The 26,878-nt window shown below is 39.1% G+C and carries 26 protein-coding genes; 2 read left to right on the plus strand and 24 right to left on the minus strand.

Annotated elements, in window-relative coordinates:
• Positions 1 to 17: 17 nt before the first annotated feature.
• From dhaL to QZ413_RS10005, 19 genes are all read right to left on the minus strand, one after another.
• Entirely contained in the window at positions 18 to 611 is a 594-nt protein-coding gene (dhaL, locus tag QZ413_RS09915) for a dihydroxyacetone kinase subunit DhaL (RefSeq protein ID WP_297079796.1), read from the minus strand.
• A gap of 14 nt (positions 612 to 625) precedes the next feature.
• A complete protein-coding gene (gene dhaK, locus QZ413_RS09920; RefSeq protein ID WP_297079798.1) occupies positions 626 to 1,612 on the minus strand; it encodes a dihydroxyacetone kinase subunit DhaK in 987 nt (328 codons plus the stop codon).
• Between the two features lies 1 nt (position 1,613).
• On the minus strand, positions 1,614 to 2,012 hold the full coding sequence (gene dhaM, locus QZ413_RS09925) for a dihydroxyacetone kinase phosphoryl donor subunit DhaM (protein WP_297079800.1): 399 nt from the start codon (positions 2,010 to 2,012) through the stop codon (positions 1,614 to 1,616).
• A 123-nt stretch (positions 2,013 to 2,135) separates the two neighbouring features.
• Entirely contained in the window at positions 2,136 to 3,761 is a 1,626-nt protein-coding gene (locus tag QZ413_RS09930) for a peptide ABC transporter substrate-binding protein (protein ID WP_297079802.1), read from the minus strand.
• A 13-nt stretch (positions 3,762 to 3,774) separates the two neighbouring features.
• Positions 3,775 to 4,482, minus strand: coding sequence for a gamma-glutamyl-gamma-aminobutyrate hydrolase family protein (locus QZ413_RS09935; RefSeq protein WP_297079803.1), 708 nt, complete (start codon positions 4,480 to 4,482; stop codon positions 3,775 to 3,777).
• 190 nt (positions 4,483 to 4,672) lie between these two features.
• Complete coding sequence (locus QZ413_RS09940) at positions 4,673 to 6,421, minus strand: ABC transporter ATP-binding protein (RefSeq protein ID WP_297079805.1); 1,749 nt, start codon at positions 6,419 to 6,421, stop codon at positions 4,673 to 4,675.
• The gene (locus tag QZ413_RS09945) at positions 6,405 to 8,162 is read right to left on the minus strand and encodes an ABC transporter ATP-binding protein (protein ID WP_297079807.1); all 1,758 of its coding nucleotides are present in this window, start codon (positions 8,160 to 8,162) and stop codon (positions 6,405 to 6,407) included. The genes QZ413_RS09940 and QZ413_RS09945 overlap by 17 nt, the downstream gene beginning before the upstream one ends.
• Positions 8,163 to 8,423: 261 nt before the next feature.
• The gene (locus tag QZ413_RS09950; protein WP_297079809.1) at positions 8,424 to 8,813 is read right to left on the minus strand and encodes a YxeA family protein; all 390 of its coding nucleotides are present in this window, start codon (positions 8,811 to 8,813) and stop codon (positions 8,424 to 8,426) included.
• A 267-nt stretch (positions 8,814 to 9,080) separates the two neighbouring features.
• Positions 9,081 to 9,995, minus strand: a complete 915-nt coding sequence (gene mmuM, locus QZ413_RS09955) for a homocysteine S-methyltransferase (protein WP_297079811.1) — start codon at positions 9,993 to 9,995, stop codon at positions 9,081 to 9,083.
• Complete coding sequence (locus QZ413_RS09960) at positions 9,992 to 11,383, minus strand: amino acid permease (RefSeq protein ID WP_297079812.1); 1,392 nt, start codon at positions 11,381 to 11,383, stop codon at positions 9,992 to 9,994. Before QZ413_RS09960 ends, mmuM begins: the two co-directional genes overlap by 4 nt.
• A gap of 133 nt (positions 11,384 to 11,516) precedes the next feature.
• Positions 11,517 to 12,281, minus strand: coding sequence for an ABC transporter permease (locus tag QZ413_RS09965; RefSeq protein ID WP_297079814.1), 765 nt, complete (start codon positions 12,279 to 12,281; stop codon positions 11,517 to 11,519).
• Entirely contained in the window at positions 12,278 to 13,201 is a 924-nt protein-coding gene (locus tag QZ413_RS09970; RefSeq protein ID WP_297079816.1) for an ABC transporter ATP-binding protein, read from the minus strand. Before QZ413_RS09970 ends, QZ413_RS09965 begins: the two co-directional genes overlap by 4 nt.
• Positions 13,201 to 13,410, minus strand: coding sequence for a PLD nuclease N-terminal domain-containing protein (locus tag QZ413_RS09975; protein WP_297079817.1), 210 nt, complete (start codon positions 13,408 to 13,410; stop codon positions 13,201 to 13,203). Before QZ413_RS09975 ends, QZ413_RS09970 begins: the two co-directional genes overlap by 1 nt.
• Positions 13,403 to 14,524, minus strand: coding sequence for a helix-turn-helix transcriptional regulator (locus QZ413_RS09980; RefSeq protein ID WP_297079819.1), 1,122 nt, complete (start codon positions 14,522 to 14,524; stop codon positions 13,403 to 13,405). Before QZ413_RS09980 ends, QZ413_RS09975 begins: the two co-directional genes overlap by 8 nt.
• A 135-nt stretch (positions 14,525 to 14,659) precedes the next feature.
• Positions 14,660 to 15,880: an MFS transporter gene (locus QZ413_RS09985; protein WP_297079820.1), complete on the minus strand. Its 1,221-nt coding sequence runs from the start codon at positions 15,878 to 15,880 to the stop codon at positions 14,660 to 14,662.
• A gap of 115 nt (positions 15,881 to 15,995) precedes the next feature.
• Positions 15,996 to 16,517, minus strand: coding sequence for a PadR family transcriptional regulator (locus QZ413_RS09990; protein ID WP_297079822.1), 522 nt, complete (start codon positions 16,515 to 16,517; stop codon positions 15,996 to 15,998).
• 172 nt (positions 16,518 to 16,689) lie between these two features.
• Positions 16,690 to 17,415: a DUF4767 domain-containing protein gene (locus QZ413_RS09995; protein WP_297079827.1), complete on the minus strand. Its 726-nt coding sequence runs from the start codon at positions 17,413 to 17,415 to the stop codon at positions 16,690 to 16,692.
• A gap of 54 nt (positions 17,416 to 17,469) precedes the next feature.
• Positions 17,470 to 17,838, minus strand: a complete 369-nt coding sequence (locus tag QZ413_RS10000; RefSeq protein WP_297079829.1) for a YccF domain-containing protein — start codon at positions 17,836 to 17,838, stop codon at positions 17,470 to 17,472.
• 19 nt (positions 17,839 to 17,857) lie between these two features.
• Positions 17,858 to 18,844 (minus strand): DUF1002 domain-containing protein, encoded by a 987-nt coding sequence (locus QZ413_RS10005; protein WP_297079831.1) that lies wholly within the window; start codon positions 18,842 to 18,844, stop codon positions 17,858 to 17,860.
• Positions 18,845 to 19,022: 178 nt separating this feature from the next.
• On the opposite strand from QZ413_RS10005, the gene QZ413_RS10010 reads away from it, so the two are divergent.
• Positions 19,023 to 20,591 carry a bifunctional aspartate transaminase/aspartate 4-decarboxylase gene (locus tag QZ413_RS10010; protein ID WP_297079833.1) on the plus strand — a complete coding sequence of 523 codons (1,569 nt, stop codon included), beginning with the start codon at positions 19,023 to 19,025 and terminating at the stop codon, positions 20,589 to 20,591.
• A 23-nt stretch (positions 20,592 to 20,614) separates the two neighbouring features.
• Here the strand turns inward: QZ413_RS10010 and QZ413_RS10015 are convergent, their stop codons facing one another.
• The 3 genes from QZ413_RS10015 to QZ413_RS10025 form a co-directional block, all read right to left on the minus strand.
• Positions 20,615 to 23,446 (minus strand): endo-beta-N-acetylglucosaminidase, encoded by a 2,832-nt coding sequence (locus tag QZ413_RS10015; protein WP_297079835.1) that lies wholly within the window; start codon positions 23,444 to 23,446, stop codon positions 20,615 to 20,617.
• A gap of 131 nt (positions 23,447 to 23,577) precedes the next feature.
• Positions 23,578 to 24,075 carry an STM3941 family protein gene (locus QZ413_RS10020; protein WP_297079838.1) on the minus strand — a complete coding sequence of 166 codons (498 nt, stop codon included), beginning with the start codon at positions 24,073 to 24,075 and terminating at the stop codon, positions 23,578 to 23,580.
• Positions 24,076 to 24,753, minus strand: coding sequence for a cyclic nucleotide-binding domain-containing protein (locus tag QZ413_RS10025; protein WP_297079839.1), 678 nt, complete (start codon positions 24,751 to 24,753; stop codon positions 24,076 to 24,078). It lies immediately after the preceding gene.
• An 81-nt stretch (positions 24,754 to 24,834) separates the two neighbouring features.
• Between QZ413_RS10025 and QZ413_RS10030 the strand changes: the two genes are divergently transcribed.
• On the plus strand, positions 24,835 to 25,476 hold the full coding sequence (locus QZ413_RS10030) for a YitT family protein (protein ID WP_297079841.1): 642 nt from the start codon (positions 24,835 to 24,837) through the stop codon (positions 25,474 to 25,476).
• Between the two features lie 11 nt (positions 25,477 to 25,487).
• On the opposite strand, the gene QZ413_RS10035 is transcribed toward QZ413_RS10030, so the two are convergent.
• Positions 25,488 to 26,039, minus strand: coding sequence for a hypothetical protein (locus QZ413_RS10035; protein ID WP_297079843.1), 552 nt, complete (start codon positions 26,037 to 26,039; stop codon positions 25,488 to 25,490).
• A gap of 166 nt (positions 26,040 to 26,205) precedes the next feature.
• Positions 26,206 to 26,748 (minus strand): acyl-CoA thioesterase, encoded by a 543-nt coding sequence (locus tag QZ413_RS10040; protein ID WP_297079845.1) that lies wholly within the window; start codon positions 26,746 to 26,748, stop codon positions 26,206 to 26,208.
• Positions 26,749 to 26,878 lie beyond the last annotated feature (130 nt).

Genomic DNA, 26,878 nt, shown 5'->3' on the forward strand with positions numbered 1-26,878 from the left:
GAGGTTTCCCTCTCTTTTTATGTTTCAAGTAAAGTAGCGAAAAATAACCCACTAGATTTTGCTCCAGGATCGATATGGCCGATTGCACGTTCACCTAAATAAGAAGCTCGGCCTTTTTTTGCGACAAGATCTTTTGTATGTTCGACATACTCTGTAATTTTTTCAAGCGTCAGTTGCTGTTCGTTTAAATCTGCTACGCAAGGAACCCAAACATCTAACATGGTTTTATCTTCTCGTTCTGCTTTTCCTCGTTTTTGGATCCCTTGTGCACCAGCTTCTAAAATTTGGGCTAATTCTTCAGTCGAAGTAATCGTCTTTTTATCTTTACTTGCTTGTGCCATCGCCATAAACGCTGATCCGTATAATGGTCCTGACGCGCCACCAACTTTTGAGATCATCGCCATCGCCATCATTTTAAAGACGTCTGCTATCGTTTCGGGCATTTTTTGTGCTTTGGCATCTTGATACGCTTGGACTCCACGTGCCATATTGTTTCCATGATCCCCATCTCCAATTGGCGTATCAAGATCACTTAATTCTTGTTTATGTTCGTTGATTACTTGTGTAAAGCGATCAAACCAATCTGTAATCGTTTCAACTGTATATTCCACTAAAAGAAACCTCCTTACCACGCAATGGTGTGTACTTCTTCTTCTAAATACATCAACCAATCTTTATGATTCGTTAAATCGATCATCGTTAAAGACAAACCTTGCATTTCGATTGATGTCATAAAGTTACCAACTTTTGTAAAGACGACATCTAATTGGTGTGTCTTGCAAAGATCTAAAACATCTTTCATAAAAATAAATTGCTCCATTAATGGTGTGCCACCCATACCATTGACTAAAATTCCGACTTGTTTAGGCGTCTCTTCGTAAGCACTTAATAGTTTATCCATTAATTCTTTAGCCAATTCTTTTGATGGTTTTATTTTTTCCTTACGATATCCAGGCTCACCATGAATACCTACACCATATTCGATTTCATCATCTTCAAGTTCAAATCCAGGATGTCCGACTTCTGGTACGGTAGCAGCTTTTAGAGCGATTCCAATCGTTTTGGTATTCGCTACAGCAGCCTCTCCTAGTTCTTTTAATTGTACAAGCGTATTCCCTTGCCGTGCCGCAGCACCGACTAGTTTATGGATCAATACCGTCCCCGCAACACCGCGTTTACCTGCTGTATAGGTACTATTTTCTACAGCGATATCATCGTCAACGACCACCGTTTCCACTGAGATATCTTCCATTTCAGCAAGTTCTTTGGCCATATCAAAATTTAAAATATCACCCGTATAGTTTTTAACAATCAACAAGACGCCTTGTCCAAGATCAGCAGCTTTGATCCCTTCTAATACTTGATCAGGCGTAGGAGATGTAAAGACATCACCTAAAACGGCAGCATGCAACATCCCATCTCCGACAAAACCAGCATGGGCTGGTTCGTGACCGCTGCCACCACCTGAAACAAGACCGACTTGTTTTTCCATATGCGTACGTTTGATTACACGACTATCGGATACCCGTGTAACAAGTTTAGGATAACTTTGAACGATTCCTTCTAACATTTCTTCTACGATTTGATCTGGTGCATTGATGATTTTCTTCACTTTAGTCCCACCCTTCTTTTGTCGAGCGTTTTGCTTCTTGGATGATTTGTTGACTATCTTCTGAAATTGTTGCTGTGATTGCTGCTGCAAATGCGCCTTCAACTAACGGTGCATCTACTAAGTGATAATGTGTTTTTCGTTCTTCTTCGATTAAATCAAATGCCAATTCTGCATTTAGCACTGCGCTACCGATGTCGGCAAAAACAAAAAATTCTGTGTCTGGTGAAGCTGCTGCGACAACATCTAAAATTTTCGTTGGATCAGACCCTAATTCACCTGTTTCGGTCCCACCTAAAGAATGGATCACCAAGTGCTCGGCATTGGCCATATCCTCGATCATCGCTTTTAGTCCGTCTGTAATTTGTTTACTATGTGAAATCAATAAAATCGCATATTGCATCTTCCCACCCCTTTTTGATAACGTTTACAATTTAAAAATAAAAAAAACATATCAATTGAACCCTTAGGCTCACTTGATATGTTTAGTATAACAAAGATTTATATTCTTGTGTATCAAAGAAAACTATTCGACATAAGCTAGACGATACGATACTGTCCGACCGAATGGATAGATTTGAAGATCTTTTAGTTGATCACTTTGTAAGTAAGCTACTGCTCCTTGATATAAAGGAATCACGGCAGTATCCGTTTCAACCAATTGTTTTTCTAACTCTTTTAGTTTATCCCAACGTGCTTCAGGATCATTTGCTAAAGTCGTACGAGCTTCTTCTAGGCCTTGATCATAACTTTCGCTAACATAGCCAGAAGTATTCAATCCACCTTTAGAATCATAAAATTCTAAGAAGTTGATTGGATCCGCATAATCAGGTGTCCATGTTCCAAATGCGATATCAAAATCACCTTTCGTCTGTAGGTCCAAACGATTTTGTAATGGCACTGATTTTAAGTTGATCGTTAATCCCGGTAAGTTTTGTTCAAGCTGTCCTTGGATAAATTCGATTGTTTTCTTCGCTGCAGCAGTATCTGCCGATAAGACTTCTAACGTGATCTCATCTTGACCTAATTCTTGTTTCGCTTCTGCCCAAAGTTTTTGTGCTTGCTCTACATTATATGGTAATAAATCGCCATTTTCTTTACGGAAATCTTCACCGGTTTTTGGATCTTTAGCAAAGTTCGCTGGAACAAAACCGTTCAAGGCAGTCGAGCCATCACCTAAAATATCTTCAGCGAATGCTTTTTTATCGATTGCTTGCATGATTGCTTGGCGGACTTTGACGTTCCCAGTCACTTCACGTTTTTGATTGGCACTCAAATATCCTACTAGTGATTTTGGTACGTAGTGTGCATTCGCGTTGTCTTTATATTGTTTCGCATAAGTATCTGAAAGTGTTGTAAAGTCGAGCGCTTGTGTTTCAAAAAGATTGACTCCTGTCCCTACTTCTTTAACTACTTGAACATCGACTTCGTCTAATTTCACATTATCTGCATCCCAATATTTAGGGTTTTTGACCAATTTCCAAGATTCATTGGTACCTGTCCAATCTTCGATCACAAATGGCCCGTTTCCAACAAAGTTTTCTGTTGTCGTCCCATATGATTTGCCTTTATCTTTAGCAAACGCTGCATTTTTTGGCATGAATGGTGTCCCTACCAAAATTTGATCCAAATACGTGATCGGACTTTCTAACTCGATCTGTAAAGTCTTATCATCTAACGCTTTTACGCCTAATGTATCAACAGTTGCTTCACCACGACGGATTTTACTAGCATTTTTAAAGATATCCATTCGATTACTACTACTTGAGGCATTCGCCGGATCGACAACATATTGATATGCATAGACGAAATCATTTGCCGTTACAGGATCGCCATTGCTCCATGTCGTATCTTTTAATTTAAACGTATATGTTTTTCCATCTTCACTAACTGTAGGCTTCTCAGCCGCTAACGCAAGTTCTGGATCGCCGTTTTTATCCGTACGATACAATCCTTCCGTGACTTGACCAATCATATCTGAACTATTGACATCACTATATTGTCCACTATCTAAAGTAGACAATTCTCCTGGTGTCGATACTTCGATGATTTGTTTGGTTTCAGTTGCGCTATCTTTTTTATTTCCTGTAGTACTACATGCTCCCAACAACAACGTTGCAATTGCTAAACTGGCCACTAACCGCTTTTTCATTTTGTTCCCCCTATTATAATTGATTCACAACATAATCAAATGTTTGCATTTCCTGAGCAAGTACCTCATACGCAAAATCAGGATGCCACTGGACACCTAAAATACGATGTTTCTTTGCTTCGATTCCCTCTACGATGCCATCAGGACTCCAAGCCGTCGTTTCAAACGGTGCGGCTACTTTATCCAAAGCTTGATAATGAAACGAATTGACCTGGGTCTTTTGTCCATAAATCAGTCGTAGCGTACTTGCATCTTTTGTTTCGATAGCATGTGTCGGAATTTCTTTTGGTACCGGTGTTTGCATGTGCATAATGTGATCTGATTCAATTTTTTGTAACAGATCACCACCTAAAGCCACATTGATCAACTGCATCCCTCGACAAACCGCAAAGATCGGTTTTTCTTGTTTTAGCGCTTCATCGATCAAAGCAAGCTCAAATTCATCTCGAGCAAGATAGCTATGATCCATTTCAGTTGCCAAATGCTGACCATAAAATTTAGTCGAAACATTTTGACCGCCGGCTAGTACAAGTTTATCGATTTGACTGACATACTCTTTCGCTGCTTCTGGTTCACTGATCGGTAACATCAACGCTAGCCCACCAGCTTTTTGTACCGCTTTGACGTAGCCAAGTGGCGTATATGCAATCGGCATATGATGGAGTGTTGTTCCCGAATCTTGGATCTCATTTGCAGCGATTCCGATCAATTGTTTTTTCATGTACCTTCATCCCTTTTTACGAAACAAACAGCGGATTAGACTATTCATTTTTTTCTTTCTTACTATTGTAATGTAACGCTTATGAAAAGCCTACTACATTCGATTGATTTGGTGATATAAAAAAATTATCACGATTCGTTTATTTGCGCAATCAATCTTACTTGTGCTCATTAGTGGACAAATTTTTTGCTTACAATTGTTCAGATTGCATCTGATACATCTGATGGTAAATTCCCTGTTGTTCCAACAAATGTAAATGGTTTCCTTGTTCTACGATCCGTCCTTGATCAAGTACAAAAATCTGGTTGGCATCTTTGATCGTAGATAAACGATGGGCGATCATAAATGTTGTGCGCCCTTTTTTCACAACATCCATCGCTTGTTGGATGATATGCTCTGTTTCTGTATCCACATGACTTGTCGCTTCGTCTAGAATCAAAATTTTAGGATCCACAACTAATGCGCGCGCAAAACTGATCAACTGACGTTCACCACTAGAAAATTCACTGCCTTTTTCAACAACAGGATGATGGATCCCTTTTTTATATCGCTCGATCAAGCTACTGGCCCCTACTTGTCTAAGGGCTTCTTTGATCATGTCATCAGTGATCTCAGGACGATTCATGCCGATATTGCTTGCGATCGTCCCTGTAAACAAATACGGATCTTGCATGACGATCGCCATTAAATCGCGTACACTTTGGCGATCACATTGTGCGATCTCTTGCTCGTCGATCAAAATCTTGCCATATTGTGGATCATAAAACCGAAACAATAGATTTAAGATACTCGATTTTCCAGAACCCGTATGACCAACCAAGGCCACCGTTTCACCTGGTGTAACATGGAAATCGATGTTCTTTAAGATCATATGGTCATCGCTATAGCCAAACGTTACATCTGAAAAACGAACTTCGCCCTTTTTCATGAAAAAAGGTTTTGTTTGTTGACTTTCTATTTTTTGATCTGCAAATTCAAAGATCCGTTTCCCTGCTGCAAGCGATTGTTGGACATTGGTAATTGTTTGTACAAACCCATCGATTGGGTCAAACAAGCGATTGATATAGTCGATAAAGACATAAATGATCCCAGCAGAGAGCGCTAAACGATCGCCTAAAAATTGTGCACTCAGCGTTGTGATCACGATCAAGATCGTCATATTTCTCAATAACGCTCCCAATCCCCAAGCGACCAACGAATCTAACAGTAGATATTTTCGTCCTGCTAAAAACCATTTTTGGACGGTATCTTTAAATTCTTGGTATAGTTTTGTTTCTTGCTGAAAAGCTTGAATCACCGCGATCCCTTGTACAAATTCGTTCAATTGACCACTGATTTGCGAAATGTACTCACGCATGGCCAGATTATAACGAGAAGCATATTTCGTATACAGATGCTGCCAGATAATCAAGATCGGAAGCAAAATCAACATTGCAGAACCTAATAAACGATTTAATAAAATCAACGCGATGAATGCTCCGATGATTTGGATCACATTGCTTAATAGATTACTGATAACACTCACATAAAAATTCCCACGTAACACTTCAGTATCATTTGTGATCCGTGCTACGACTTTTCCAGAAGGCATCTGATCAAAATAAGAAACGGGTAGTCGATGCATATGTGCAAATAAATCGTTTCGCATACGTTTGACGATTCGATTTGACATTTTACGTAATAGCAATAGACTGCTGTAACGTAATAAAGAACCAACGAGATTTAATAAAAAATAACTCATTAACAAAATGATCAACAACTCACCATTTAACGTTCCCGTTTGATAAGCTGGCGTCATGACTTTGTCGATCAATTGTTTTGCAATCATCGGTGAATAAAGTTCTAGCGCTGTCGCGATAATCAGTAAACTTGCACCGATTATAAACCGTTGGCGATGGTAGCGGATATAACTTAACAGCCGCTTACTCGTTTGTATCATCGCTTGTGTCCTCCTTAATTTGTTGATGGTAATACTGGTTTTGGTACCATCCCGGTACATGGATCAATGTCTGATGCGTTCCCATTTGCGTAATTCGTCCATCATCTAAGACGATGATCTTATCTGCTTTTGTGATCGCAGATAATCGATGGGTTACGATCAACGAGGTCTGTTTTCCTTCCATCAACTGTTCCATGTTTTCAATAATTTGTTGTTCCGTCTTCGCATCAACTGCAGACAACGCATCATCTAAAAGCAACACTTCGCTTTGTCTTAAAAAGGCGCGTGCTAGAGACAAACGTTGTTTTTGACCACCAGATAATGAGACCCCTTTTTCTCCAACCAAAGTATCCAATCCTTCTGGCATACGTTTGACATCTTCAGCAAAACTCGCTAATGCTAAGACTTCCCATAAGCGCTCATCTGTGGCATTCGCATCCCCAAACAATAGATTTTCACGAATCGTCCGTGAAAATAGCGTGTGCTCTTGAGGGACTTCTGCAATCTTATCGCGTAGTTCACTGGTCTGATAAAGTATCAAGTCTTGTCCGTTGATCTGCAAGATTTGATTAGAAAACGGATAGCGATGACCAAACTGGCGTAACAATGTCGTTTTTCCACTTCCAGTTTTTCCGACGATCCCTACGATCTCACCTTTTTTGATTGTTAAATCGACGCCATTTAAGACGAAACGTTCTGTTTTCGGATACGCGAAATGAAAATCCTCAAATGTGATTTCTTCGATCCGTGGCAATGATTCATGTCCGGGAGCTTCTAAATCATCTCCGGTTTCTAATACTTGATTGATCCGTCGCCAAGAAGCAGCTCCTTGTTGCATCACATTGATCAAATCACCCGCTGAGATCATCGGCCAAACAACCATTGTCAAATAAACTTGAAACGATACCATAGCACCTAATGTGATTTGTTGTCGTGCTACAAAAAGCGCACCAAAACCAAAACTAAGCACAAAACTGACTGCTAAAATCGTCGTGATCAATGGACCAAAACGCGAGTCGATTTCGGAAACGATATCATTTTTTTGTTTTGTTTGTTCCGTTTTTTCTTCAAAAATTGCCGCAGTCTCGTCTTCCATTCCAAATGCACGAATCACGCGCACGCCATCGATCATCTCTAGTACTTCACTATTCATTTCCGAAACGGACCGCTGAGCATCGGTAAATGCTTCATCGACTCGTGAGCCCCATTTAAAAATGTAATACGCCAAGATCGGCATCGGAATCAACGCGATCAAGGTAAGTTTGAAAGATACCGTAATGGCCATCATAGCTAAAATAAAGAACAGATAGACACTTGTATTAAAAAATACCATCAAGCCATAGCCTACTGTCATCCCCATTACTTGGACATCGTCACTTGAACGTGTCATCAAATCACCTGTCCGAAACCTTTGATAAAACGGCGCATTCATGTGTAAAAAGTGCTCCATTAAATTATTGCGTAATGTTTTTTGTAAATCGTACGAACCGATAAATAAATAAAAATTCCAAATAAATCCTGAAACATAAGACAAGACGATTGCACCTAAAAATAGGCCAACATAAAGCCATAACATAGGAAACGTCAATGTTTTTTGGATAATGCCATCGATAAACAAACGTAATAGATACGTTGGTGCGACCGTCATCGCACTCGAGATCAACATAAATAAGATTACGATCGTATAACGAAACTTGTGTAGCTTGAAATACTGCATTAATTGCTTAATAATGTACGTCATTTTTTCTCTCCATTTTCTCTTAAATTTACACAAAAAGACTCTGCCCCTAAATTGGACAGAGTCTACAAGTATCTACAAAAAGGCCTTGTTTGCTATACGTGCGAACTATGAAAGTCAGGGTAAGGATTAAACAGATTCAATTTGATGATTCGTTCGTTTTTTGTAATGTTTTTCATGTTTAAAACCCCTTTCTTTCGTTTTCGTTTCGTATATTTACAAACAATAGTCTACCTTTTGTTGGAAAAAGAAGCAAGTACTTTCTTAATATTTTTTTAATTTATTTAACGCAGCTGCTGGAATGCTTTGCTCACTGACTTCTTCGTAGGTAATGACGTGTGCTCCTTTATTCGTTAATTTTAAATAATGATCGACTTTCAAAACGGACAATCCATTAAATTCAATCGGTCTCGTATTTCCATCTTCTGTTACCGCTTCTTGCTGATAAGTCGCTGTACCGTAACCATTGACTGAAATAGGGTCAGTCGTTTTCACGTAGACTTGTGTTTGTCTGACAAAAGGATTCAATTGATCTGCTAGATTTGCCCATTCACCTGATGCATTTGCTGTCGTGTATTTTAAACCGACCAATATAACACTGCCTACCGCTACTGCTCCTAAAATGACTAACACGATTTTTTTGATTGCGTTCATTTTTTTCATTCTCCTTTGATTCTACTCATTTTACTTGTTTTGCTCAAAATGAGTATAGACCATTTAAGGAAGCAACACATCCTACTTAAGCATGAAAAAAGAAGGCCGTGAAAGAAGTGAACAGCTCCAAAAAACAAGCCGAATCATTCCGATAATAGAATCGCCTATTTCGGTAATGATTCGGCTTATTTTTCTTGGAGCTACTTCTGGAACACCGTTTATTCGGTTCTTAGAATCTGTGACAGAAACCTGTCACAGCCTATTGATTTAACGAAATGTTTGGGCTAACCATTTGATCTCACGAGTCGATGTACAACAACAGCCACCAATAAATCGACACCCTAACTCATGCCATTTTTTAGCTTCTGTAGTAAACATTTGCTCAGTGTGGTGAGCATGAGTCCATGTTTTCGTAACGGGATCATAAACTGCACCTGAATTTGGATAAGTCACAAACGGCTTATGTTCAGGAAGTTTTGCTAATGCCATTAGTGTTGGTGAAACAAGATCTGGTTGGACACAGTTGATTCCATAACCTAAAACATAAGGCGATGCTTCGAGCTGTTTTTGGATAATCGCTAAAGGTGTACCATCACTTAAATGTGTTGCGTCCTTTAACGTCATCGTTACCCAAGCTTTGATTGAATCAGATTCTGCGAGTAGTTCTAATAATGCCTCGATCTCAGTATGATCTGGCATCGTTTCACACGCCAAAAGATCTGCGCCAGCTTCGATCAACAAATCCATTCTTTCTTTATGGAAAACTTTCAATTCTTCTTTCGTTTTGCCATAATTCCCTCGATATTCTGAACCGTCTGCTAAATAAGCACCGTAAGGCCCGACAGATCCCGCAACGAACATAGGATGAGACACAGATGCTCTAGTTCGAGCTTGTTTAGCGAGTTCCACAGTTTGTTTGATCAACTGACGTCCTTGTTCTTTTTGGATCCCTAATTTTTCAAATCCAGCAATCGTCGCTTGATAACTATTGGTAATCGCAATATTTGCACCTGTTTCAAAATAAGCTTGATGGACAGCGATCACCTTTTCTTGATCGTCCATCAATGCTTTTGCAGTCCACAAAGGATCATTTAAATCCAAGCCCTGTTCTTCTAGTCCTAATGACATTGAACCGTCGATCAACATAACGTCTTGTTCTTGTAGGAATGTTTCAATATTCATATGCGTTCTCCTTCTAACGTATTCTCCGCTTTTTTTCTAAAGAAGAGCTGATAATATAAAAAGCACAAAATCGTAAACGGAATCCCAATGATCAATGCGATACGTTGATTTGGGTCAAATGCGATCCCAATAATCGATACGATACAAACGATAATTACAGCCCATGGCAGTACGGGATATAAAGGTGTACGGTAATTTAGATCGGCTACCGTATGTCCTTTGGCTAAATATTGTTTACGAAAGTTCAGCTGCGCCCAACCAATACTCAACCACACCATCACAACAGCAAATGCTGAAATCGAAACAAGTGCTAAGTAAACAGTATCTGCAGCAAAAATACTAGAAAATAGCGAAAGCAATCCACCGATCAAAGTTAAAATCAAGCCATATACCGGTAATCCTCGTTTCGACAATTTAGCAAAGCGTTTTGGTAAAGTCCCAGCTTGAGCTAGTGACCAAAGCATACGAGAAGCGGCATAGACGCCTGAATTGGCTCCAGATAACACAGCGGTAATCAAAACAAAATTCATGATGTCAGCAGCATAAGGAATCCCCATTTGCCCTAAGATAAACGTGATTGGACTCTCATCTAGATTGGCAGCTGATTTTGGTAGTAAAGCTCCAATCACAACAATCGTTCCGATAAATAAAATGATCAAGATCAAGATCGTACGACCAATCGCACGAGGAATATTTTTACTTGGATTTTCTGTTTCTCCAGCAGCCACACCAATCAACTCTGTACCTGAAAAGGCAAAGTTAGCCGAAAGGATCGCTAAAAAGACTGCTCCTGCGCCTTTTGGAAACCAACCATCGACTGTTAAATTGTGAAACAACGGTGCTGTCGTTTGGCCTTCGATCGGTACAAAACCAAAGATACCGACTATCCCTAAAATTAAAAAGAATGATAAAGCCAATACTTTGATCAAAGACATCCAAAACTCACTGATGGCAAACCAACGGATGTCGACGATATTTGACCAGAAAATGATCAGCATAAACGCGGCACACCAGATCCAAGTTGGAATCGTTGGAAACCAACGTTGCATTAAAATCGCCATCGTGATCAGTTGTGAACCTAATGCCACAGTCCATGTCAACCAATACAGCCAAGCGACAACAAAACCTGCTCCTGGATGGATATATTTTGTAGCATAGTTATGAAATGAGCTAGTACTTGGTTCATGTACTGAAAGCTCTGCTAGACACATCATCACCATCGTCACGAGTACTGCCCCAATCAGATAAGCAATGATCGTGCCGATCGCTCCAGTTGTTTCAATCAAGTAACCTGAACTAAGAAAAATCCCTGTCCCGATAACCCCACCTAGTGACAACATGATTAAATGTTTCGCACTCATTTTTCGAATAAATGATTCTTGTTCCATCTTTCCACCCCTTAAACAACTTTAGCATGGATGATCCATGCTAAAGATTGGCTTTATGCCATTTTTATTGTTCATTATCATGGAAAATGGTCTTTCTTGTCAATCACTGTTTGTGAAAATATTTTGAATATTATCATAATTTACTACGTTTTAAGATCGTGATGGAAAAAATCAATAACAGACCCATCATTACAAACGAAACTAAAAATGGCGCCCATAATGTACTGACCTGCTCAGTCCCAACACGTAATTCGGCACTTTTAGTCAAAAGTGTATAAGGAGAATAGGCTTTAAGTTGATCGAAAAATTGAATCACATAAAATAAAACCATCATGATAACAACGCCTAATATTCCTCCAAACGATTGTGTCGCTAAAGTAGAAGCAAAAATAATCATCGCACACAAGACAAGACCAAAAAGAAATACTCCTATCACAGCTAAAATAGGATGTGGACTATGATTATCTGGAAAGTAATAACTTGTATAGCCATACGTGATTCCAAAAGATATCCCGATCGAAAGAAACCAACATCCGATTAACGTACTAAATTTAGCTAGGATATATAGATTGCGCTTTAATCCTTTGACTAATAAAGGGACAAGTTGCTTTTGCTGACGTTCTTGTTGAATCGTTTGGCTAAAAATCAACGCAAACAAATAGATTCCGATCTGCGTCACATTTTTATCAAATTGCGCCCAAGCATCTAGCGAAGTCGGTTTAGGTAAAGCTTGCGCTGCTGCGTGCCCTAGCGTTTGTTCTAAAATCAACGGAGTTAATTTTGCCGTTAATGGATTTAAGATTCCAATGACTAAAAACAAGGTTCCAATCAACAGTAATTTTTTCGTTCGCCACAACTCCATTAGTTCTTTGTGTACAAAAATCCACCATTGTCTCATTTTACAACCTCCAAAAACAATTGCTCTAATGAAGAGGTGTAGAGTTGATACTCATCAAAACGCAATTGATGTTCTGTAATAAAAGAAAGAAACCAAGTAAAAAATTCAGTAGTCGACATGCGATAAGTGATTCTCACTTGCTGCTGGATTTGTGTAACCGTAAGTTTTGGATCACTTAGTCGATCTAATGCATGTTGCCACAACTCGACTTGTGTTTCGGGAATTTGGAGTTTGACCTCTTGACGTCGGTGTTGTTCCTTTAATTGCGCGATTGCTCCTTGGCAAACGATTTTTCCTTGATCTAATATCGCGATTTGATCACAGATCCGTTCGACATCTTCGAGGATATGCGTTGAAAAGATCACTGTAGTCGTTTGACGCAAAGAAGCCAGTAAGTTCAAAATTTCTTCTCGTCCTTTAGGATCCAGCGCAGAAGTCGGCTCATCACAAATCAATAACTTAGGAGACCCAAGCAATCCTTGAGCGATGGCTAGTCGTTGTTTCATCCCACGCGAAAAACCTTTGATTTTTCTTTTCTCCAAATCCAAGCCAACTTTTTCTAGAAGAAACGGGATCTGAATCGCTAATTGCTTAGTCGTCATACCACCTATTTTCCCGCACAAACTTAGATACTCTTGCGCCGTCATGTAAGGATAAAATGTCGGGACATCAGGTACATAACCGATTTCACCTAAAGCATAAGCATGACCAAAATCGATCGATTGATCTAGCACCGTGATCGTACCTTGATCACACGGTTCCAGACCTAAAATCAAACGCATCGTAGTGGTTTTTCCTGCTCCATTTTTTCCTACAAAACCAAAAACACTACCTTTAGGGACAGTTAGCGTCAAATCATTCAATACGGTTGTCTGTGAGTAGTTTTTTTGGATGTGGTGCAACTCAACTACTGCTGACATTACGCTTCCTCCTTGCCAAATAAAAAGTAAAGAAGCGGACCAACCAATTGTAAACAAACAACGATCACTAACCAAAGCCAACGATTCAATAAACGATAGCGTGTATGTTTAAAAATACTGATCACTGCACTGATCATCAGTCCTAATTCCAAAATTATTAAAGGAATAAATAAAGGTAGATTATCAAAAAAGATTTGGGCGTTAGTCATGGTGGTTTCCTCCTTCAATCAATCGTTCAAGTGTTTGGATAAACTGCGTAAATTCAACTAATTGTCGATAATCATTCCATAATGGTGAATCAAATACTTGCTTTAGATCACTAAATGCCAATTTCTCTCCACGTAGTGTCTGATTTCCTAGTGCCTGTGCCTTTAGCCAAGGCTCTACACGATCAAAATAAGCATCACCAGAAAAAATCAATTGAAACTGGTCTTTGCTGCATAATTCATTTAAACGAATCAGACTCGCTTTTACTGCCTCTTCAGCTTGAAATTCGACTTGTTTAAAGATTATAGCTAGGTATGTATTCAATACTAGCGCTGGATTCAAGTGCTCGAGATGAAAGGATTTGATCAAGATCAACATTCGGCTAACCGTTTCTTCAAGATCATGATCATTTAGAGAAACCGAGATCAAACTGATTCCTGATTGTAAACACAACATCAACTGTTGATATAAACTGCACTGGGCTGTTTCAAGTGCTCGGTCCCATTCTTGTTTACTTTTAAAAGCAGAAACGATCAAATGATCAACTGGCAATATAGGTGTAATCGTTTCGCCTAATAGGCTTAAAACAGCATCATACTCACCAAGAGCTAAATCACAATAAGCTTCTACCGTCTTAGCTTCCATCGTTAAATTTAACTCTGAAGTATTGGCTTGAACTTGTTGAAATAGTTTTTTAGCAAAACGAATGTAATAAAACGGATCATCTGAAACAGCTAAAAAACGATCATGATGATTCAAAATCAAGATTCCAATCTGCAATAAAAACGGATCACATGCATAATATTTCTTGATCAATTCTTGAATCGTTTTCCAAGTCGTCTCACTCGATTGCGTGTCTAAGCTTTTTTGCAAAGAAAGGCAAACGCGTTTTATCTCTTGTTTAGATAGTTCTGGTTCGTAACTTAATAAATCATCGATCGTACAATGAAAATAAGCTGCTAAAATCGGCAATAACGTGATATCTGGATACGTCTGTCCACTTTCCCATTTCGATACAGCAGCTTTACTTACTCCCACAAACTCTGCTAATTGCTGTTGGGTAATCTGTTTTTCTTTTCGCTTAAATTGAATGACTGTTCCTAAATTTACTTTCATCTCACTCACCTCTTCGTTACTAGTGTAAGCATTTTGTAAATAAGATTCAATGGAGAAAAAGTTAACTTACACTGCAAAAAGTTAACTAAATAGAAACAAAAAACGTGCACTTGAAAAATCAAGTACACGTTTCACTTAAATTAAAGGATCTTTTTCTAACGCTTGTGTCAATTCAACTTCAGCTTCTTCATTCGTTAAAAAGAATCTACGATAAACAATCAATAAAACGATTCCTAAAAAGACCATAAAACTTGCAAAGTAAAAAGCATGAGCGCCACTGTAGCGTTCAGCGATTCGTCCAGCAATAAATGGAGCTAACGATCCACCAAAGAAACGAATAAAGCTATAACTAGATGAAGCGATATTTCTTGGAATATCAGGAATCTCCATTGCAACTGTCGTCATCAATGTATTGATGATCCCTTGGAAAAATCCAGCTACGATCAATGCAGATGCAACCGTAGTTGAAGAATCAGCACCTAAACCGATCACTGCTAAACAAATGAAAAAGCCAATCATCGCTAACATAATCGTGGCTAAAGTCCCGATCTTGCGTTCGATCCGTGTAGCTAAAAAGATTGAGGAGATCGCCAGTAACACACCCCAACCAAAGAACGTAAAGCCAGTTTGTAACTCTGTAAAGCCACTCATTAAGAAAGGTGCATAAGCCAATAACGTGAAGAATCCAAAGTTATACAGTAAAGCGATCAATCCCACACCACGTAGTTTTGGTTGTGCCAATGCTTTTACTCCAGCAAAAAAACCGACATGGGCTTTTTTCTCAGAAGTTTCTTTTTTTTCTTTTAAAAATACGGTGATCGCTAAAAATGAAATCGTCATTAATGTCGCCACTCCAACAAATGGGAAACGCCAAGACATCGAACCTAACGAACCACCTAACAAAGGTCCAATCGACATCCCCAATCCCATCGCCGCTTCATAAATCATAATCGCACGTTCTGTTTGTCCGACTAAAATCGTCACGATCGCAGATAATGCTGTGGAGATAAAGAGTGCATTCCCAAAGCCCCAACCTGCTCTAAAGTAGATCAATGCGTCGATTGATTGTGACATCGCACCTAACGCTGAAAAAATCACAATGATCACTAATCCGACCATCATCGTTTTCTTTGCTCCGATCCGACTTGAAATAAATCCCGTAAATAGCATAATAATTCCAGTAACCATCAAATAACTTGTAAACAATAGTGTCGTTTGAGCGGGAGTCGCTTGTAATTCATGCGCGATTTTATTTAAAATCGGATCCACCAAACCAATCCCCATAAATGCGACCATACTAGCAAATGCAACTACTAATGCTGCTTTTGGTACAGACGTTTTTTTCTTTATATCCATAAATGTGTTCACCCTTTCAGAAAACTATCGTACGCTCATTTTCATTAAATGTCAATAATTACATATTTATAAACAAAAAAAGAATGAATCGACTCAAAGGATCGATTCATTCTTTTTAACGTAAATAAGCCTCGATTTGTTCTCTAGCCCACTCACACCATACGACCTCTTCTTTACATAAGCGAATCTTGCGATTGATCACTAGCATGCGACTAAATTCTTTTTTACGGTTTTCACCTAATTCTTCAATCGGCACATATAATCGTTGATACTTTTCTAATAGGTTTAGATAGTAGATTTTACGATTATCGATCAAATGCTGTACTTGAGAATCGTCGATCAAAGAGAGTGCATAAAGTTTGGCTAAAAACTCATCTTTTTGGGTAGGAGGCTTGTTTTCTTCTAAAATCCAAGGTTTTAAGCTGACTTTCCCAGCTTCAGTAATTGCATAGATTTTTGTTTTGCCATCTGGTGTATCCACGATTTCGATCAGACCCTCTGATCGTAACTTTTTCAGTACTGGATAGATTTGACTATGATGGGCTTCCCAAAATAGTTGGAGATATTGCTTGATCTCCTGTCCAGACAACGATTTGCGTACTAGCATTGCCAACACGACATAGCTAATCGTACTCATGGTAAATTCCTCCTTATACTAAATTCCCCTTCATTCTACAAAAGACTTATTAAATTTGCTAGTTTTTTCACTATGGTTTAAGAAAAATATAGAAATCTAGACCAATTAAAAGAAAAAACTTTACTTTCAGAGAAAAATAAAAACTGCAGCTACCATTAAAGTAGCCACAGTTTTAATTGACGATATTCGCAAATCCATTTCGTAAATCGGTATTTTCTGTTTCTGAAACATATAGATAGTTTTCCGCATTTCCTTGATTTTGCATCGTAATCAAAACATAAGGTTGACCATCTTTAATTGTAAAGAAATAGAAATGTTTTTTAAATTCTGGTTGTGTATTTGCATCTGAATAAGTTGCTACGACAGCATACTCACCGTTTGCAGCTGTACCGTTTTCTGACCATTTTAATGTGATTGGTGATTTATTTAAGGCGACTGTCCAGCCACCATTCCCATTTTTCAACGCTTGATCTGGCAACTGTGATCCATAAAAATCGACATTATTTCCAGGAGTGTATGCCTGATAGGTCTGTTGCATCGTCGTGCCCCAACTGGTCATAAATGTGGCCAACTCTTGTGCTTTTTGAGCGTTCCATTTTCCACTTACAGTAGCACTAGTCGAGCTAGAGCTAGTAGATTCCTCACTCATTTTTTGGATATTCGCGTCACGGCTATTCGTATCAAGGGTTGCTTCAGTAGTTGAACTTTTACTTGTTTGGCTAGTAGATGAGTCGGAAGAATCAAAGCTGATTTCTTCTAGTGCAATCGATTTTTCAGTCGTTGTACTTGTTGTACTCGTACTCATCGTGGTAGTTTGTGTTGTCGTTTGCTTTTGTTGACAGCCAGCCAATACACATCCTGTACTGACGACTATCAGACCTAAGATCCATTTTTTCATCGCTTCGCTCCTTTTGACTTTCTTTAAGTATAGCACAAATCTGTAAACGACTACTTAACGAACGGTACGAATCTCAGCTCCAAATGGGGTCAAAGATAAGCGTGCTAGTTTTAGCGATTGTGTTGCAAATGGAATCCCAATGATCGTGATCGTCAACAACGCCGCACTGATTAGATGTCCGATCGCTAATGGAATTCCTGAGAAGATCAACCATAAAATATTCAAAATCAAAGAAGTTTCTGAATCATGATAGATCACGACTTTCCCAAACGGCGCTAAAGAAAGTGAAGCAAATTTGAAACACTGCAATCCAATCGGGATCCCAATGATCGTAATGCACCATAAACATCCTGCCAAACACCATGAAAGTGCTCCAAGTAAGCCACCAAAAATCATCCAAACCACATTTCCTAAACAGCTCATCACATACACCTACTTTTCATTATTGAACGATCGATTCTTGCGTTGGTTGTTCGTCTTTATTGCCAAACATTCCAGTGATTGAAGACCAAATCCCACTAAAGAAATCTTTGATTTTTGTCCATAATCCTTTTGACTTTTCTTCGATCTGTTGTTTTGCATTACTTAGATCTAGCTGATTAACAAAATCACTAAAAATATTGTTTTCTTTCATCGAATCCATCAATGTCGTCAGTTCATTCAACTGATCGCTTGTCACGATATCTTTTAACCCGTTATTTGCTAGAGCATCTTCAACGGCTTGCTTGATATCTGCTTGGGTCAGTTTTTCTCCTTTAGCCGTTTGTTCTGCTAAAGTCGTCTTCGCTTCTTCTTGGGCCTTATTCAATGCTTCATCTGAATAGCCTTCTTTATCTTTATTTTGTTCTGTGATCGTAGCCAAAACGTCCATTTCATCTTGTGCGACATCGACACGTTTTTGATCGATAATCCCACCAGATTCTTCAACGATCTTATACACACCTGCCAAAGCGCCTGATCCATCGATCGGTACGGCCGAAGCGATCGTTAATTTTGCATCACTGATTCCTGCTGTCAATGCTGCGTTTTGATATTGTGCAGCTGTGATCTTCGTAATATTTTCAGGTGTAGCGATATCAACTGTGATTCCGTCATTTTTATCTAACGTTTGCATCCGAACTGAGCTATATACTGCCCACTGATCGGTAAATCCATTTCCAGGTAGATATTTGACCAGATCTGCACCTGTCGTTTTATAGATTGGTGTTTCACCTTTGATCCCTAATTTATCTAAAGTATAGGTTTCTTGTTCGCTCGTCAACGCATTTCCGATCGCTACTGCATTGATCTGCAACCGATCCATCCCACTTGCTTCTGAGGTTGTGGTCGAGGTAGCCGTTTCTTCTGCTAAGACGTGTGGTGTCATCGTTACCACTGGGGTTGTGAGTAGTACGGTTGCTGCTAATGTAAGTATTAATTGACGTTTCATAATATTTTCCTCCGACTTCATGCTTTAACTTAAGTGTACTATACTTCAAATTTTTGCGCCTACATCTTATGCCTGATTTTACTGAATCTTTCTTTTTGACGTTTCACTCAAAGTGACAAGTTTATTAGTTGATAAACGAAAACGAAACCTCTAGACTGAAGAAAAAGGAGGAATTTTGATGGATACTCATGAAGAAAAGCAACTCGAATCACTGGGTGCTTTTGAAATTAGTGATCGCTTGATCACACTTGCAAAAGAAAAAACGAAACAACCCTTTTTTAATGCTGGACGAGGCAATCCAAATTGGGTCAATGCTCGTGCACGACTTGCTTTTAATCGTCTAGTCGAATTTGGCTTGACGTATGAACAGTCAGATGATCCAGATTTAGTAATGGTTCCTACAACAAATATGACAGACGCCTTTTTACGTTTTTTAACCTCTTCTAAAACCGATCAATTTTTACTTCAAGCTCTACTCTATACCGAAAAAACATTCAGTGCATCAAAAGAAGCCATTTTACAAGAATGGGTCCAAGCAGTTTTAGGAGACAACTACCCTGTCCCTAGTCGCGTACTACCGATCAGTGGTCAAATCATCGCCACTTATTTAGATCAAGTGTTACTGAAAGATCCTGCACTGATAAAAGATACACTCGTCTTTCCAACAGAAGGTGGGACTGCTGCGATCGTCTATATCTTCCAAACGCTCAAAGAAAATTTTTTATTGCAAAAAGGCGATAAGATCGCGATGAATACCCCAATCTTTACACCTTACTTGCAGATTCCAAAATTAGAAGAATATGAATTGGTCGAGATCGATATCGATGCCAAAGAAAGTGAACAATGGCAATTTGATCCTAGCGAACTGGACAAGTTATTAGATCCGGCCATCAAAGCATTTTTCATTGTCAATCCATCTAATCCTGGTGCTAAAGCTTTTTCAAAGGCCGCATTAGAAAAATTACAACAAATTTTGACACAACGACCTGATTTGATGATCTTAACTGATGATGTGTATGGTCCATTTGTAGAAGAGTTTCAATCGGTCTACGCGATCGCACCGCACAACACACTATTGGTCTATTCTTATTCAAAACTATTTGGAGCCACAGGTTGGCGCTTAGGTGTCATTGCTGCTCATAAACAAAACGTTTTTGATCAATTACTTCAAAATCTATCTCCTGAACAAAAACAATCTCTTCATAAACGTTATGAGATCGTGACGACCACACCAGAATCGTTTGCTTTTTTAGATCGTATCGGTGCAGATTCACGATCCGTCGGGCTGTATCATACTTCAGGACTTTCCACTCCGCAACAGATCATGGAAGTATTATTTAGTTTGACCCATCTACTTCATGCAAAAGACGACGCTTATGTCACGGATGCACGTCAATTGATCGCTACACGCTATCATGATTTAATGCACGCTTTACAATTAGCAGAAGACGAAGATCCACTCAATACGAAATATTACACGCTGATCGATGTCTATCGATTGGCCAAAAGACAGTACGGTGCACCATTTGCGAACTACCTACAAGAAGCATTTGAACCGATCGATTTTCTATTACGACTTGCCCAGACAGAAGGTGTCATTTTGATGGATGGTGTCGGTTTTGGAACTAAAGCTGGTGAGGTTCGAATCTCGCAAGCCAACTTAGCTACTGAAACGTATGCCAAAGTCGGCAAACGTATCCTTGATGTTTTAGACAACTATTACACACAGTACAAAAAAAACCACTAGTTTCACTAGTGGTTTTTTTTATTTTATAATCCGTAAACTTCAATACCATAGATTCGAGCTGCTGAATCTGATCCTTGTGTCGGTTTGTCGATCACGATCCGAACGTAACGTGCAGTTTGTGGAGCAAAGTTACTCGTGGTAACAGCCGCTTCATTACTGATCGTACGCGAAACAGGTGTAAAAGTTTTGCCATCAGCACTTGTTTCGATCGTAAACGCTTTAGTATTCATATCTGCACCTTCATCACCGGCTTCAGCATTTTTTAAAACGACTTGTGACACAAGCACGTCTTTGCCAAGGTCTAGTGTAATATCATGTGGTGCTGCTCCAGTGGCACACCATTTCGTATCGTCTTTGCCATCAACAGCAAATTCCGGTGCTTCACCATCATTTACAAAAGATGAAGCTTCTGTCTTCACATTTTGCGAAACGAGTCCCACACCATTTTTAGCTTTGTCAGTTACGACAATATAGTGTTCTTGTGTCTCCGTTGCTTCGCCCATTTTATTTTTAGCCGTCAACGTTACTTTATATTCACCGGCTTTATCATAGGTTACTGTAGGATTTTTTTCGGTACTCTCTTTGACAGATCCGCCTTCAAATGTCCACTTGATACTATCTGTATTGGAAGAAGAACGATTTTCAAATGTCACGCTCTCGCCAGGTGCGATCAATGTTTTATCTGCAGTGAATGCTGCTTTTGGCTCACGTGTATCTGGCCAATCTAATGTGACAGGTTTTGATGCTGCACTTCGTTGCCCAAAATAGTCGACAGCAACGATCTCAAAATTCGTTTTATTGGTCTCGTCATGACGCTTCAATCCATTAAGATAAGCATTCGTTGCTGGCGTGGCTTGTAAGAACGTTCTTGAATCATCTTCATTGATACGATAGATTTCATATTTACGGATACGTTCTGCATTTTGTGCATCCCATGTCATACGCACTCCTGCGTAATTACTTTCTTCTTCATCAAAGATCGCTTCTTCGATCGCTGCATCTGCAACCTTAGTCAGATTTTTTTCATTTTTTGGCAATAGTGCTAATTGACCAAGACGCAATTCGTACGTATCGCTACTTTTTTCAGATGTGATGTCATAAGATAGTGTTTGAATCGTTTTGCCAACATACGGACTTAAATCATATTCTACTTTCGTCCACATCTCTCCAACTTGATGATTTCCAGTAATCGTTTCTTTTTGACCATCATCAAAGGTCAATTGAATCGCAAGTTTGGTCGCTTCTGACGCTTTAGCCGTCGTGGTGAGTGTCATTTCCTTTTCGATCGGAACTTGCATTTGATATAACTTCAAAGTATTGGTTTGTTTGGCTTCGATGTTCCCTCGTAATTTTAGTGAGTTTCCACCTTGATACGCATCTGCATAGTCGATCGAGATCTTTAGATCATTGCCTTCACCTTGATCCATGATATAGCGATAGGTCGGCATGATATCTTGCAATCCCCGGTTGTTCCAATGTGCTTCAGACACTTTTTGTCCATCGATAAAATAATTGTATCCATTTCCTAAGTTGAAATTCGTCACAAATGGTGCTTGGGTAATCGCTGTTTGTTCTACAGCATACGTTGAGATTCCAGGCCATGTACTATCTTTTTTAACAGTCGATTTTGTCGGATCCCCTTCACCATTGACCCAGAAAATCGATTCTTTGCTTTGGAAATCTTCTGGTCCATTTGCCTCTGAATAGGTCCAATTTGGTGCATATAATCCAAGCGATGTGTACGGACGATTATTTTCATCAGTAAACAATTGCCAATCGACTGGTGTCATATAGCCGTCTGCTTGTACATCGATGCCGGCATACAAATCGTATGGATCAATATTGTTTTCTTTGGCTAATGTTTCAGATGATTTAAGCAACTCTTTTGGACCTAATTTTTCGGTATTCCACCAGAAATTTAAAAACATCTCATCTGCGACTGGTTCCATATTCGCATCGACTAAATAAGATTTATTTTGTTCGGTCAAGGCATTTTGCCAATCCATTTTGCCATCGCTTGTCATCGAATCATACCACATCACTGTATGATCACTAGAAGCTGCTTTTAATTGTTTGATAAAGGCTTCCATCTTTTGTGCATGTTCTTTAGTTAATTGTTCTTCAGCAGGTTTACTTTCTTTTTTAGCGACACCATTGGCCACATCATCGAAACTTTCAACTTCATTGTCCGTCTCTTGATTGATAAACCAACCATCAAATCCGTACTGATCAGCTACTTCGACTAATTTATCGACCATCGGGAAGTTTCCATCTTTATCTTGGACTAAAAATTCATCCAACCACTCGATCTTACCACCGTGAGCAGTTTGCGGGAAAAAGATCGTTCCTAATACGGGAACTCCGTTTTTATGTGCAGCATCGATCACATCTGGACTTGGCGGGACAATGATCCCTTCACCAGAAGAGCCTCCCCAGTACACCAATTCATCGATATATTGCCAATAAGAAAACACGTTGGCATCAAAAGTGTTGCTTCCATAAGGTACATTCCCACTCGTACTACTATTCATGATCGACAAGGCGACAACTTTCATGTCCTCATCTTGCGTTTCATTGACTTTAGCGAGCTCTTTTTTATCGACACGTTTAGCTAAAGGAACTGTACTGACATTATATTTCGCATTTGGATCTTTAGAAAAATCCCATTCGAGTAATTCTTTTGGAAACCAATAGGAAGATTCTGTTTGATTATCCATCGGGCGATCGACTTCAACTTTTTCGGTCATCGCATAGTTCACTTCATCTGCCGTATTACTTTTTGTGTAATACACACCTGCTCCGACTGCTCCTAAGATCAAGGTCCCAAATAACGCATATTTCGTGTACTTGTTCATCTTTTTGCTCCTTTATCTGATGCCGTATTTTTCATGACGTTAAAAAGATAACGCTTTCAACAAGAATCATAACATCACAAAAATAGGAATTCTATATACAAAGTATAGAATTCCTTGAACAGATTAAAGGTTTATCGATAACGTACCCAATATTCTTGTAACTTTTCATAGATCTCTTGAGTTGAAAGATACTTTGCATGTTGAACCGAAATTGTGATCGTACCAAATCCTAGACCTTCGTTTACTTGTTGTAATAGTGTACGAACCTTTGTCGTGACCATCGTCTCATCAAGTTGTAATTTGATCAATGCTTGTCCCATCAAGGTTTCTAATTCAATTTTTTGGATACTATCCCAAGAGATCACGACTTCTTGCATCGCAAAAGGATTTGAATGATCATATAGACCGTCTGGAGTTAAAATCAATAATTTCTCACCGATAAATAATTGCTGGATAATCACAAATTCAGCCAATCCAAAGAAAATGATCCCGATCAGTCCGATCCACATGTAGCGATTGTCCCCAATAAATAACACAACCGTACTCAACAATAACATGATTAAACCTAAAAATGACAACCAAAGTTGCTTTTTACTACTTTGATACACCGTAAATGTTTCTTCTGTCATTTAATACCCTCCTTTGCGTGATAGTAGATACTCCTCTAAGCGCTTTTGATCAACGCGATATCCTGATGTTGTTTTTTCTAAAATCGCATATTCTCGAAACTCTTTGAATGTATGTGCCAAATGACGATAACTCACACCAAGATATTCCGCGATCTCAGCTTGTTTTTCCACGATATATCCCGCTACAGTATGCTCAAGCAAAAATTCTGCCAAACGATCACGCAATTCAAAATTTTGATTGACGGAAAAATGTGCCATACGTGTAATCAATTTTTGACCGATATATTGTCCGATCTTTTGTAGAAACCGCGGATCATTAAATAAGACCGCTTTGGCATATGACATGGGAATCGATAAACAGACGACTTTAGTACGCGCCTGGACATCTTTTGTTTCCTCTTTCGAAACTTCAGCTTCGATAAATCCCAGTTCGCCGATAAAATCATGTGGAGCTAAAAATTGGATCAAGGTGCGTTTGCCATTGGCTTCAGTTTTTAAGATCTTCGCTGAACCGGAGACTACGTAAAACAGATCCGTCATTTCGTTTCCTTGGCGATGAATATATTCTTTTGCTTCAAAATGCTGCAAACTACTATGCGCTAAAATATCAGGCGTAAATAGAGGATTTTCAATCAATCCATATTGCTCTTTTGCCACTAAAAAAGCAGTTCGTTTCATTTTTCCACCTCCAAAATATGAGATATTTCCTATTTTTATTTTAACATGTGCGGCATACTAAGAAAAACAGGAGGAATTCTCATGAAAAAAAAGCTTATCTGGTCACTCTTTTACTATATTTTAAGCGCCTTTGGAATCAGCTTAACGATCAAAGCCTTTATCGGCGTCAGTAGTTTTAATTCGTTAAACGTAACACTTTCCACATTTAGTTCGATCAAAGTCGGGACGATCACGACGATGATCAATCTGAGTTTTTTCATCCTTTGCATTCTATTGGATAAAAAAAGAACGCTTTCTTCTTATCTTACCATGTTGGTAACCGTTTTGCTCTTTGGAACAGTTATCAATCTATTCGTCTATGGAATCCTTGCACCTATGACAGTCAGTGCCTACTTGCCACGTGTTCTTTTATTTAGTATTGGCACGTTGATCGGTGGCTATGGAACCGGACGAGCATTAGGAATCGGAACATTGAAGTTTCCGATCGAACAATTTTGTTTGCTCCTAGCAGATAAAACGAAACGAACTTTTTCTTTCTATCGCTATAGTATCGATGTTGTGTGTATCGCACTTTCTCTACTCCTTTCTGTCGTGTATCAATTACCGATCGCTGTAAGAGAAGGTACGATCATCAGTCTATTCTTACTATCCTTTATGATTTCATTTGCCAAAGACTTGCCTACACCTTTAGTCTTTCGTCCAAAAAAACGTCTAGAAAGTTAAACTAGACGTTTTTATTTAAATTTATTTTGACGTCGTTTCAATGCCAGCTCATAAATAAATTCCATCATATACGCCAAAAGCAATCCATAAGCATACATAAAACACGCGATCACGATTCCAGCGAGTAGACTTCTATCTCCCAATAATCCTTGCCCAACAAATGGAACGGGTCGTCCCCACAATAAGATCGTGACCGTCAGTCCAGTAAAGGTCGCCGGTAGATATTTTGGCAACTTGTTTTGAAAAAAGATCAAGGCTCCTGCGCACAATGAAAAAATCAAAAAACCACCATCGATCAGATTCAATGTAAAAAAGGAAAGAGAATCTGCGAAGAAATACCAAATCAAATTGGAGATCTGCCCCCAAAATAACCCAACGACAAAAGACGCCCAAAGTTCTAGACAAATCACTTTATTCATGGCGACATTTTTTAAAAAATAGGCTTGTAACGCTAAAAAACTGATCCAAATAAACTGGCCGATGGAAAACGTCCCGATCAATAAGATCCCGATAAAGTTTACCAGAGCCACTATGACACAAAGCAACACCGTATTGCGCATCATCCACCCCACCTTTATTAGAAACCGCTATCATTTATAAAAACCAATCGATTTTTTCTACGCATAAGTTACTCTTTATTATACCAAGAAACCCGTCTTGACACACTATCAAAGCTGTAAGCTAAAAAAATAGACGAACACCGAAACAATCGGTCGTCCGTCTATTTTATTAGTCTTTCATGCCTTCATCTGACCACGGAAGGTCTGTCGAAAGTTGCGCTGCGAAGGCTTTGTACGCATCGCGCTCAGCTAGTCGTGCCGTACGACGTGCTTCATAGCCATCATGCACCAATTTTTCTTCTTCGGTTTCTGGTACGACTTTTGGTACTGTAAAGACCGTCTCTTCATTCATATGAGATGGCACAGCTACAAAGGTCGTAAAACATGTTGCCGCAAGATAGCGTTCCCCTGTCACCAAGTCCTCACCGATGATCTTGACAAAGACTTCCATCGACTTATTGTGTGCTCCGGAAACATAGGATTTCACACAAACCGAATGATTGGCATGCAACGGTTTTAAAAAATTCAAATTATCTAAGGATGCTGTCACAGCCCCCCGGCGACAATGACGACTTACTGAGATCGATGCTGCATCATCAATCAACGTCATCAATTTCCCTCCAAATAAAAACCCAAATGGATTCAAGTCAAACGGAAAAATGCGATGTGTTTGGATCACACGCGATTCCCGACAAAATTTTGTATCTTCCACTTTCTTCACCTCGAGTATATTGTAGCACTTTTAGAGAAAAAGGACTGACTAGAAGTACAATCGCTCTAAATAAAAAAGCTAAAAAATCAATTTTTTATTCAGATTTAGTTTCCCCAATAAAATAAACTAC

The organism is uncultured Enterococcus sp. (genome assembly GCF_913775425.1).
In the GTDB taxonomy this organism is placed as follows: Bacteria; Bacillota; Bacilli; order Lactobacillales; family Enterococcaceae; genus Enterococcus_G.

Coding starts and splice junctions, on each gene's coding strand:
- dhaM (WP_297079800.1), bottom strand. CDS start 2,012: ATGCAATATGCGATTTTATTGATTTCACATAGTAAACAAATTACAGAC.
- QZ413_RS09975 (WP_297079817.1), bottom strand. CDS start 13,410: ATGACTAACGCCCAAATCTTTTTTGATAATCTACCTTTATTTATTCCT.
- QZ413_RS10015 (WP_297079835.1), bottom strand. CDS start 23,446: ATGAACAAGTACACGAAATATGCGTTATTTGGGACCTTGATCTTAGGA.
- QZ413_RS09945 (WP_297079807.1), bottom strand. CDS start 8,162: ATGACGTACATTATTAAGCAATTAATGCAGTATTTCAAGCTACACAAG.
- QZ413_RS09950 (WP_297079809.1), bottom strand. CDS start 8,813: ATGAACGCAATCAAAAAAATCGTGTTAGTCATTTTAGGAGCAGTAGCG.
- QZ413_RS10030 (WP_297079841.1), top strand. CDS start 24,835: ATGAAAAAAAAGCTTATCTGGTCACTCTTTTACTATATTTTAAGCGCC.
- mmuM (WP_297079811.1), bottom strand. CDS start 9,995: ATGAATATTGAAACATTCCTACAAGAACAAGACGTTATGTTGATCGAC.
- QZ413_RS09930 (WP_297079802.1), bottom strand. CDS start 3,761: ATGAAAAAGCGGTTAGTGGCCAGTTTAGCAATTGCAACGTTGTTGTTG.
- QZ413_RS09990 (WP_297079822.1), bottom strand. CDS start 16,517: ATGAGTACGATTAGCTATGTCGTGTTGGCAATGCTAGTACGCAAATCG.
- QZ413_RS09965 (WP_297079814.1), bottom strand. CDS start 12,281: ATGAGACAATGGTGGATTTTTGTACACAAAGAACTAATGGAGTTGTGG.
- QZ413_RS10010 (WP_297079833.1), top strand. CDS start 19,023: ATGGATACTCATGAAGAAAAGCAACTCGAATCACTGGGTGCTTTTGAA.
- QZ413_RS09985 (WP_297079820.1), bottom strand. CDS start 15,880: ATGGATATAAAGAAAAAAACGTCTGTACCAAAAGCAGCATTAGTAGTT.
- QZ413_RS10000 (WP_297079829.1), bottom strand. CDS start 17,838: ATGAGCTGTTTAGGAAATGTGGTTTGGATGATTTTTGGTGGCTTACTT.
- QZ413_RS10005 (WP_297079831.1), bottom strand. CDS start 18,844: ATGAAACGTCAATTAATACTTACATTAGCAGCAACCGTACTACTCACA.
- QZ413_RS10025 (WP_297079839.1), bottom strand. CDS start 24,753: ATGAAACGAACTGCTTTTTTAGTGGCAAAAGAGCAATATGGATTGATT.
- QZ413_RS09935 (WP_297079803.1), bottom strand. CDS start 4,482: ATGAAAAAACAATTGATCGGAATCGCTGCAAATGAGATCCAAGATTCG.
- QZ413_RS10035 (WP_297079843.1), bottom strand. CDS start 26,039: ATGATGCGCAATACGGTGTTGCTTTGTGTCATAGTGGCTCTGGTAAAC.
- QZ413_RS09970 (WP_297079816.1), bottom strand. CDS start 13,201: ATGTCAGCAGTAGTTGAGTTGCACCACATCCAAAAAAACTACTCACAG.
- QZ413_RS10020 (WP_297079838.1), bottom strand. CDS start 24,075: ATGACAGAAGAAACATTTACGGTGTATCAAAGTAGTAAAAAGCAACTT.
- QZ413_RS09940 (WP_297079805.1), bottom strand. CDS start 6,421: ATGATACAAACGAGTAAGCGGCTGTTAAGTTATATCCGCTACCATCGC.
- QZ413_RS09980 (WP_297079819.1), bottom strand. CDS start 14,524: ATGAAAGTAAATTTAGGAACAGTCATTCAATTTAAGCGAAAAGAAAAA.
- QZ413_RS09960 (WP_297079812.1), bottom strand. CDS start 11,383: ATGGAACAAGAATCATTTATTCGAAAAATGAGTGCGAAACATTTAATC.
- QZ413_RS09995 (WP_297079827.1), bottom strand. CDS start 17,415: ATGAAAAAATGGATCTTAGGTCTGATAGTCGTCAGTACAGGATGTGTA.